The following is a 233-nucleotide window of genomic DNA, read 5'->3' on the forward strand; positions in this document are numbered from 1 at the left end:
GGCTGCATTCGGTAACGGTCGCAGTACTGGCGCAGGTGCTCGGCATCGTATCCCTTGTCAGCCAGCAACCACCGGCTACGTTTACGCGGTCGTCCTGGCTTGCCAGCAATTCTTACAGCATCCAGCAGCGGCTGAGCGTGGGAGACATCACTGGCTTGTCCTGGTGAAAGCCTGAAATGCAATGGCACGCCATTGGCATCGCACACCATGTGAATCTTGGTGGTCAGACCGCC

General features: G+C 58.4%; 1 protein-coding gene. It reads right to left on the reverse strand.

Going from position 1 to position 233, the window contains the following annotated elements:
- Positions 1–233 (reverse strand): transposase (locus tag ACNFCI_RS24165; protein WP_416768455.1); only part of this gene is annotated, 233 nt, incomplete at both ends.

It is taken from the genome of Pseudomonas sp. NY15356, from assembly GCF_048068175.1.
In the GTDB taxonomy this organism is placed as follows: domain Bacteria; phylum Pseudomonadota; class Gammaproteobacteria; order Pseudomonadales; family Pseudomonadaceae; genus Aquipseudomonas; species Aquipseudomonas putida_K.